Annotated in this window: 5 protein-coding genes and 1 pseudogene; 5 read left to right on the plus strand and 1 reads right to left on the minus strand. The window is 56.5% G+C overall.

The features are described from left to right. Positions 1–315: pseudogene (locus tag DD606_RS22940) on the minus strand (GlxA family transcriptional regulator); the annotation flags it as partial. Between the two features lie 848 nt (positions 316–1,163). Between DD606_RS22940 and DD606_RS22945 the strand changes: the two are divergent. From DD606_RS22945 to tssM, 5 genes are all read left to right on the plus strand, one after another. After that, the gene (locus DD606_RS22945; RefSeq protein WP_006810964.1) at positions 1,164–1,658 is read left to right on the plus strand and encodes a hypothetical protein; all 495 of its coding nucleotides are present in this window, start codon (positions 1,164–1,166) and stop codon (positions 1,656–1,658) included. 23 nt (positions 1,659–1,681) lie between these two features. Then, positions 1,682–2,185: a type VI secretion system lipoprotein TssJ gene (gene tssJ, locus DD606_RS22950; RefSeq protein WP_023324848.1), complete on the plus strand. Its 504-nt coding sequence runs from the start codon at positions 1,682–1,684 to the stop codon at positions 2,183–2,185. Between the two features lie 28 nt (positions 2,186–2,213). Then, positions 2,214–3,557, plus strand: coding sequence for a type VI secretion system baseplate subunit TssK (tssK, locus tag DD606_RS22955; RefSeq protein ID WP_045347065.1), 1,344 nt, complete (start codon positions 2,214–2,216; stop codon positions 3,555–3,557). A 17-nt stretch (positions 3,558–3,574) separates the two neighbouring features. Next, positions 3,575–4,813 (plus strand): DotU family type VI secretion system protein, encoded by a 1,239-nt coding sequence (locus DD606_RS22960; RefSeq protein ID WP_003859963.1) that lies wholly within the window; start codon positions 3,575–3,577, stop codon positions 4,811–4,813. 2 nt (positions 4,814–4,815) lie between these two features. Beyond that, the coding region (gene tssM / locus DD606_RS22965) for a type VI secretion system membrane subunit TssM (RefSeq protein ID WP_129259207.1) at positions 4,816–7,661 on the plus strand (2,846 nt) is incomplete at its 3' end.

Genomic DNA, 7,661 nt, shown 5'->3' on the forward strand with positions numbered 1-7,661 from the left:
CGCATGCGGCGCGGCCAGGTGCAGCCAGTCCACCACCGCGGTGCTTTCCTGTTCATTCATGCCACGACCGGTAATGATGATCGTATCCAGCGGCTCGCGCGGATCCAGCTCCGGCAGGCGATAGTCCGCCAGCAGGTTTAAGCCGGACTGGCCGTGGATCACCAGGTGAGGCTGGGTGGTGGCGATAATGATGCAGTAGCGGGGCTGCGCCAGGCCGTCCGGGTGCAGCCGGTTGGCCTGCATCAGAATGTCGGCGATACCGGCAGCCTCAAACAACATGCCACCGTCAGGTACGATAATCAGGATCTTCTTCATGTCCTGAAAAGTACCTTTATCACAAAATAAGTCAAGCGGCAGACAAACACCGTCGCAGAGACAAATGAGGCGTGCCGGGTGAAAGCGTGGAACGGCAGATGTTGGAAAGAAGTAAAAGAAATATGTAGTAACGGTAAAACTTTTTGCGTTAGGTTTACTGTTACTGCCGCTGAAACCCCCAGTTTATGGGCTGCAATGAAGTGTTCTGAACAATAAGAGAACAAAAAGATGTAGCCATGCTTAATTATTAAGGCTCAAAAAATAACCTCGGAGGATAATTTCGAGTAGGTTATTTCGGATCGCAAAATTAAATCCCTGCCATTTTCTTCACCGTCATTTGTTAATGCGGGATGCACGCACCCAATAAAAGTTATCTTCCAGATGCAACAATGAAAATATCCCAGATATATCCCACAGCGCACAGAAAAAATGAAATTCTACTAATTATGGTAGTGGCGATAATAAGGGGTTACGTTAATGATAGTGGTTCTCTTTTGCCTTTTTAGCCATTAATTTTCATACAGTTACGCTAGAAATTCGTCTAAGAAAAAGACGATTTCAGCTAAGTGCGCATTTTTTATGAGATTAATCCTATAATGCATTGGGCGTATCATTAAACGCCATTAAGCAGGCAAGAAATATTGAATTGATGACAAGCTCATGTAAACTTGTCTACCGTTTGTCAAAATATGTCAGGAGCATGCTGGGCCCATTTCTGTTGGGTTCGTGCGGTAGCTATGCCTTAAAATAGTTACCTGCTGAAAATATCCCGACTATTTTAACAATAGCACCTAAGTCAAATTTTATCCCCCTCTCTTCATCCTCTAAATATCGCTACGGAAAAGCATATGAAACTGCGTGTATTGTTATCACTTCTGTTTGTTATGGCGGTGGCGGGCTGTAAGGCGCCGCAAAAACCAGCGATCACCGATGATACGATTGTGACCAGCCAGGTGAATGGCATCACGCTGACGCACCGTCACGCTGTTACCCCTCCGGCGGAGTTCACTCAAGTGAATGAACCGTATCGTGCCATGTACCCGGCATCCCTGATGAGCCGTCCTGACTACGGTGGAAAAGTGATCCGTACGCTTGAGACCGGCAAAACTTACGTCGTGCTGGGGCAGGTTGAACATTTCTGGATGGCGCTGGCCGATGAAGGGAGTGAACAGCTGATTGGTTATGTGCCGATGCGTGCCGTGATCAAGGCTGACCAGTACGAAGCCACCGTGCGTAAACAGGCACTGCGCCCGAAAGCGCGTAAGAAAACCACCTGTGTCGATGTCGATGGCAACAGCAAAGCCTGCAAAGACAGCGCGAACGGTACCTGGATCCTGAACTAAACGGGTTTCACGAGCATATTTTTATGAATAATAAAAATTTTCATCGGATGTGTTTCCCTTTTTTTGCGTTGATTTTCGCGCTGATCGGTGGTTGTACGTCGTCTTCACACAGCGACCCCTCCCGCTACAATCTTCAGTTTCAGGCTCATCCTCAAATCAATGATTCTGCGCCGCTTAAGGTCAGAGTGTTGCTGCTGAAATCCGATGCGGATTTCATGTCCAGTGATTTCTACTCCTTACAGAACAACGCGTCAGCCACGCTTGGCGCGAATCTGCTGAACAGCGATGTGTTCTTCCTGATGCCGGGCCAGCTTTCGAAAACCCTGAGCGGGCAAAGCTCACCGGAAGCGCGTTATATCGGCGTGATGGCGGAATACCAGGCGCTGGACGGCAAAAAATGGCGCGTCTCACTTCCTTTGCCTGTTCCAGGCGAAAACGCGATTTACCAGTTCTGGAAATGGTCCGCAGATGAACTCCAGGCCAGCGTCTTCCTTGACGTAAATGGTATCCGGGTCATCAGCCAGTAACGCCCTTCATAACAGGAAAGAGATCATCATGACGAAAGCAGAAAAGGTCGTCTGGACCGAGGGCATGTTCCTGCGTCCCCACCATTTTCAGCGGACAGAAAGTTACCTCCTCAACCACGTTCGTGAGTGGGGGGCCTTGCAGCGTTCGTATCTCTGGGGCTTTCTCGACCTTGAGCTGGATGAAGCGATGCTTCGCCAGGGCTGTATTGCCCTCAGCTACTGTAGCGGTTTGCTGCCTGACGGCACCTTTTTCCAGGTGCGCAGCGACCGCAACGGTCCGGCTCCGCTAAAAATCCCCGATAATCTCACCAATGAAAAGGTGGTGCTTGCGCTGCCGGTTCGTCGCGGTGGCCGTGAAGAGGTGATTTTCAGCGAGGAGCAGTCTTCTCTGGCGCGTTTTATTACCTTTGAACAAGAGGTGGAAGACGACAACGCGATGTCGGTCGGGGAGGCGACGGTTCAGTTTGGCCGCCTGCGTCTGACCCTGATGCTGGAGAAAGATCTGACGGCAGAATGGACCGCCATCGGCGTGGCGTACGTCGCTGAAAAGCGCAACGACAACCACGTGCGGCTGGATAACAGCTACATCCCGCCAATGCTGAACGCCAATAACAGCCCGCAGCTGTACGGCATGATCAATGACCTGCACGGCTTGCTGGTGCAGCGTAGCCAGCAGATCGGCGGCCGCCTGCGCCAGCCGGGGCGTTTCAATACGTCTGAGATGGTTGAGTTCACGCTTCTCTCGCTGATCAACCGCCACCTTGGCGACGTCTCACATTTAAAAACGCTGCCGCTGTTTCATCCGGAAGCGCTCTGGCGCAGCTGGCTGCCGTTTGCCACGGAGCTCGCCACCTGGACGCCGCAGCGTACCGCAGAGAGCATACTGCCGGTATACGACCATGACGATCTCGCCGTTTGCTTCAGCAAACTGATGCTGATGCTGCGTCAGGGACTGTCGCTGGTGATGGAAGATCATGCCATCCAGCTGCCGCTGCACGAACGCTCCCACGGTCTGAACATCGCCACCGTGCCGGAGACCAGCATGGTCCGCGAATTTGGCTTCGTGCTGGCGGTAAAAGCCAATGTCCCCGGCGAACACCTGCAAACCCATTTTCCTGCCCAGATGAAGGTTGCGCCAGTCTCGAAAATCCGCGATCTGGTTCAGCTTCAGCTGCCGGGCATCATGCTTCGGGCAATGCCCGTCGCGCCGCCGCAGATCCCGTGGCATGCAGGCTACAGCTATTTCGAACTCGAGAGGGGCAGCGAACTGTGGCACGAGATGGACAAGTCCGGGGCATTCGCGCTGCATCTCGCAGGGGAATTCCCGGGTCTCGATATGGAGTTCTGGGCCATCCGTAGCCCGACAGAATAATAAAGCGAGCGCTTAATATGCAGGAACGACAGGATACCGGCAGTGATGCCGTGTTTACCGGAGCCAGTGGGAACAATCAGCTGGTGGCGGCCGCCAATCCGCTGCTCAATGCGATTCCGCAAATCCGTCATTCGGTTTCCCACGACGATCAGGTCGGGCTGCGCCAGCGCCTGATTGACGAAATTCGCCGTTTCGAGGTGCGATGCCAGCAGGCGGGCTTACCGTATGAAGTGATTGTCGGCGCGCGCTACTGCCTCTGCACGGCGCTGGACGAAGCCGCCGCGCTGACTCCCTGGGGAAGCAGCGGCGTCTGGTCAAGCAATGGTCTGCTGGTGACGTTTCATAACGAAACCTGGGGCGGCGAGAAGTTTTTCCAGCTGCTGGCGCGTCTGTCGCAGAATCCGCGCGAACACATTCTGCTGCTGGAGATGATCAACTACTGTCTGCTGCTCGGCTTTGAAGGCCGCTACCGCGTGCTGGACAATGGCCGGACCCAGCTTGAAACCATCAAACAGCGCCTGTGGCAGATGATCCGTGGCGTGCGCGGCAGCTACCCGCCGCCGCTCTCGCCGCACCCGGAAGATCGCCCCGTTCTGCGCAAGCTCTGGCGGCCGATGATCCCACTCTGGGCGTGCGTGGCGCTGGTCGGCTTTATCGCCTGCCTGTTCTATATCGTGCTGAACTGGCGTCTGGGTGATAACACCAGCCCGGTGCTGGCGAAAATTTACCAGTCCCAACTGCCGGAAACCACGATCCAGCAGCCTGCGCGTCAGCTGCCGGCGGTGCTGAACCTGCGCGGCTTCCTGAAACCGGAAATTGATGCCGGTCTGGTGGCCGTTAAGGATGAGGCGGATCGCAGCGTGGTGATCCTGAAAGGGGACGGACTCTTTGCCTCGGCCTCAACGGTGGTGCGCGATCGCTATGAGCCGGTCATCGACCGCATCGCCCAGGCGATGAATAACGTCAGCGGCAAAATTCTGGTGGTGGGGTACAGCGACAACGTGCCGATCCGCAGCGCACGCTTCGCCTCCAACTATGAACTCTCGCTTGAGCGCGCCCGTTCGGTGCAAAAACAGCTCCAGGGTAGCCTCTCGCAGCCTGAGCGCGTCAAAGCCGAAGGGCGGGGCGAGATCAACCCGGTAGCGCCTAACACCACGCCTGAAAATCGCGCCCGTAACCGCCGCGTGGAAATTACGCTGCTGGTATCGCCTGACAATACCCAGGCCGAGCTGAACGGATTGCCGCAAGGAAACTAAGGATGCTGACTACTCTACTTTCTATACTGACCAATCGCATTCTGTGGAGCTTCCTGGGTGTAACGGCGCTCGCGGCGGTCATCTGGATGATTGGCCCGCTGTTGTCCATCGTAGATACCCGCCCGCTTGAATCAGAGCAGAACCGCGTCATCAGCATTGCGGTGGTCTACCTGATTTGGGCCCAGAGCCACATTCTGCCGCGGCTGTATAACGCCTGGCTGAACCGTAAGCTGATGGACAAGCTCAACGAAAATACCACCAGCCCGGAGGCGGCCGATCCGCAGAAACGTCTGAACAGCGAGGAGCAGATCCTTGCCGGGCGTTTCGATGAAGCCGCCCAGATGCTGAAAAAAGCCCACTTCAGCAAAGCGGGACATGGCGCACAGTGGACGCAGCGCTTCAGCACGCAATACCTCTATCAGCTGCCGTGGTACGTCATTATTGGCGCGCCGGGTTCCGGTAAAACCACCGCGCTGGCCAACTCCGGGCTGCAATTCCCGCTGGCGGATCGCTTCGGTAAAACCGCGCTGCGCGGCATTGGCGGCACGCGCAACTGTGACTGGTGGTTTACCAACGAGGCGGTTCTGCTGGATACCGCTGGGCGCTACACCACTCAGGAGAGCGAGCAGGTTCAGGACGCCGGGGAGTGGCTGGAATTTATCAACCTGCTGCGTAAATACCGTCGTCGCCAGCCCATCAACGGCGTGATTATCACCATCAGTATTTCCGACCTGCTGTCGCAGTCCGCTGAGGCCTCCCGGCAGCAGGCGGTCAACCTGCGCCAGCGTCTCTCCGAGCTGCATGAACAGCTGGGTATTCGCTTCCCGGTTTATGTGATGGTGACCAAAGCGGACCTGCTTAAAGGCTTCCGCGCCTGGTTTGCGGATTACGACAAAGCCCAGCGCGACCAGATCTGGGGCTTTACGCTGCCGTGGGAGCAGACCAAACACGCCGATTACGATCTTATGGGCAACTTCCAGCAGGAATTTTCCCTGCTGCAACAGCGTCTGGATGCGGGCCTTCCGGAAACCATGCTCAAAGAGCATGACGCCAAAACCCGTGCGGAAGCCTATCTCTTCCCGCAGGAGTTCGCCGCGCTGCGTCCGCTGCTGGCAGACTACCTGAGCACGGTCTTTGCCCGCTCAAACTTCGAAACCGAATTTTCGCCGCGCGGCATCTACTTCGCCAGCGGCACCCAGGAAGGGATGCCGTTTGACCGCGTGATGGGCGAGCTGAACCGCGCGCTCTCCTTACCTGAAGGGGAGGAAAGCACGCGCTGGGATTCGGTGAGCAAAGAGGCGCCGATACCGGGCGCGAAGGGTCAAAGCTTCTTCATTAAGAACCTGCTGCAAAACGTGATTTTCCAGGAAGCGGGTATCGCCGGGGAAAACCGCTGGTGGGAGCTTCGCAACCGCGCCGTAATGTGGTCCGGCTACGCGGCGCTGCTGGCTCTGCTGGTGATCCTGGGTGGCCTGTGGCTGACCAGCTACGCTAAAAATAAAGCCTATCTGGAAGAAGTGGACGCAAAAGTGCCGATGCTGGAGCAGCAGAGCAAGGCGCTGCAAAACCAGCCCCAGCGCGATCTGTTTGCGCTTCTGCCGCTGCTTAACAGCCTGGTGGATCTGCCGAAAAGCGATGCCTTCGACGTTAACGACCCGCCGGTTTCCCGCCGCATGGGGCTTTATCGCGGGGATGACGTCAGCGATGCCTCGCAGTCTCTGTATCAGAAGGCGCTGGATCAGATGCTGCTGCCTGCCGTGGCGATGCACATTACCACCTGGCTGCGCAACGACAACGGCAGCGACGTGGAATACAGCTATGAGGCGCTGAAAGCCTATCAGATGCTCTACCAGCCGAAGCACTATGACGGCAAATTCCTGCACTCGTGGGTGATGCTCAACCTGCAACGCAACCTGCCGCAGAACGTGACGCAGGCGCAGCTTCAGGAGCTGGAATGGCACCTGACCCAGCTGCTGGAGCCAAAAATTCAGGCTTCACCGTATGCGCAGGATGAGGATCTGGTGGCCCGTGAAAGGGCGCTCATCAACCAGCAGCCGCTCTCCACCCGCGTATATGGCCGCCTGAAACGTCTGCTGGAGCATGATGAGAACCTGAAGCCGGTTTCGCTTTCAGATCTCGGCGGCCCGCAGAGCGAGCTGGTGTTTTCCCGTAAGAGCGGCAAGCCGGTGAGTGAGGGCGTGCCGGGGCTCTATACGCCGGACGGGTACTGGAAGAGTTTTAACGACCAGATCGACAGCGTGACCACCGCCCTGCACGAGGACGATGCCTGGGTGCTGGGAGCAGCCACCGCCCAGGAAGATAAACAGCAGATCGATAACGCCGTGCGCCAGCTCTACATGCGCGACTTTATCGTCAACTGGGATCGCTTTCTCGCTGACATTCAGCTCAACAACAGCGCCGATCTTTCCCAGCGCATCAACACCGCGCGCCTGCTTTCAGGCACCAACTCGCCGCTGCGCCGTCTGGTACTTAACCTGAGCAAGGTGCTGACCCTGTCGCGCACTGCGCCTGCCCCGGAAGATGCGCAGAAAGCGGAAGACCAAAGCAACCGCGCCACCCGTACGCTGGAAGCGCTGTTCAGCAACGGTGACAATGCCCCGACGCAGGGCGCGGTTGTGACGCAGGCGCCTGAGCAACTGGTGACCGACCACTATGCGCCGATGATTGAGCTGGCGCAGCCGCTGGAGAAGGGCGGTAAGACCATCGTCTTTGATGATTTTCTCAAGCAGGTTGACGAGCTTTATCGCTACCTGACAGCCGTTCAGGATGCAGCAAACAGCGGTATGCCCGCGCCGGGCGGCGATGCCATCAGCCGCCTGCAAGCCAG

Source organism: Enterobacter cloacae complex sp. GF14B (assembly GCF_004136805.1).
Classification (GTDB): Bacteria; Pseudomonadota; Gammaproteobacteria; order Enterobacterales; family Enterobacteriaceae; genus Enterobacter; species Enterobacter hormaechei_C.